This is a genomic window from Xenorhabdus lircayensis (genome assembly GCF_016306625.1).
In the GTDB taxonomy this organism is placed as follows: Bacteria; Pseudomonadota; Gammaproteobacteria; order Enterobacterales; family Enterobacteriaceae; genus Xenorhabdus; species Xenorhabdus lircayensis.
Genome location: NZ_JACOII010000007.1, coordinates 644 through 1,988, shown reverse-complemented (window position 1 = coordinate 1,988; position 1,345 = coordinate 644). Strand labels below are relative to the sequence as shown.

The following is a 1,345-nucleotide window of genomic DNA, read 5'->3' as shown; positions in this document are numbered from 1 at the left end:
AACTGGGAGCAGGAGCTGAACCGCCGCCTGTTTACCCGGCAGGAGTGGCAGGCGGGCTTTTATGTCCGCTTCAATCTGGCGGGCCTGTTGCGCGGCACGCCAAGAGAGCGGCGCAGTTCTACCACTTCGCCATTACCGACGGCTGGATGAGCCGCAATGAGGCACGGGTCTTTGAGGACATGAATCCGGTGGCCGGACTGGATGAGATGCTGGTCAGTGTCAACGCCGCCAACCTGATTAACCCCCTTAACCCTGAACACGAGGATAAACCTGATGCGTGACAGAGAACTGCGCTGTTACCCCGGTGAGGTGCGGGCTGACACCCCGGAGGGCCAGACGACACACATTGTCGGTTACGGCTCGGTGTTTGACAGCCGCTCTGAACCCCTGTGGGGCTTTCGCGAAATCATCAGGTCCGCGCCTTTGACGAGGTACTCAGTGATGATGTGCGCGGCTTGTTTAACCATGATCCCAACTTTATTCTGGGGCGCAGTGCGGCGGGCACCCTGTCATTGTCCGTGGATGACAAGGGACTGCGCTACGCCATCACCGCCCCGCAGACCCAGACCATCCGCGATCTGGTGCTGGCCCCGATGATGAGGGGTGACATTACCCAGTCGTCCTTTGCGTTCCGGGTCGCCCGTGACGGTGAGGAGTGGTACGAAGACGAGGAGGGCATTGTTATTCGGGAAATTCACCGCTTTTCCCGGCTGTATGACGTTTCCCCGGTGACCTACCCCGCCTATCAGGCAGCGGATTCCGCCGTGCGCTCAATGCAGGCCTGGCAGGAAGCCCGGGACAGCGGGGCACTCCGGCAGGCGATAACCCAAAAACAGGCGCGTGAGCGCATGATGACCTTACTGAATCTCTAGGAGAGATATATGAAATTGCATGAACTGAAACAACGCCGTAACACCATCGCCGCCCAGATGCGCACCCTGCATGACACCATCGGGGAAAACCCCTGGAGTGAAGAACAGCGCACGGAATGGAATAAGGCCAAAACCGAACTGGACAGCATTGATACCCACATCCAGCGCGAAGAAGACCTGCGCAGTCTGGATCAACGACTGGTGGATGAGCAGGAGCCGGCACAGCGTAATAACCCCGCTCATCCGGAAACAGAACAAGCGGAGCGCCGCACTGCGGCCTTTGACAAATACCTGCGCCACGGATTGGGTGAAATGACGGCCGAAGAGCGTCAGGCCCTGCGGGAACTGCGCGCACAGGGCACCACGCCGGATGAAAAAGGCGGCTACACCGTCCCCCTCCAGATGCTGAACAAGGTCGTGGAGTCGATGAAAGCCTACGGCGGCATTGCCAGCGTGGCGCAAATCCTGACCAC

Annotated in this window: 1 protein-coding gene and 2 pseudogenes; all 3 read left to right on the top strand. The window is 59.4% G+C overall.

Annotated elements, in window-relative coordinates; all coding sequences use genetic code 11:
• A pseudogene (locus tag H8A87_RS01050) lies at positions 1-281 on the top strand (phage portal protein); the annotation flags it as partial.
• Positions 274-872, top strand: a pseudogene (locus tag H8A87_RS01045) (HK97 family phage prohead protease). The pseudogenes H8A87_RS01050 and H8A87_RS01045, both read left to right, overlap by 8 nt.
• Before the next feature lie 9 nt (positions 873-881).
• Positions 882-1,345 (top strand): phage major capsid protein (locus H8A87_RS19705; protein ID WP_232370003.1); only part of this gene is annotated, 464 nt, incomplete at its 3' end.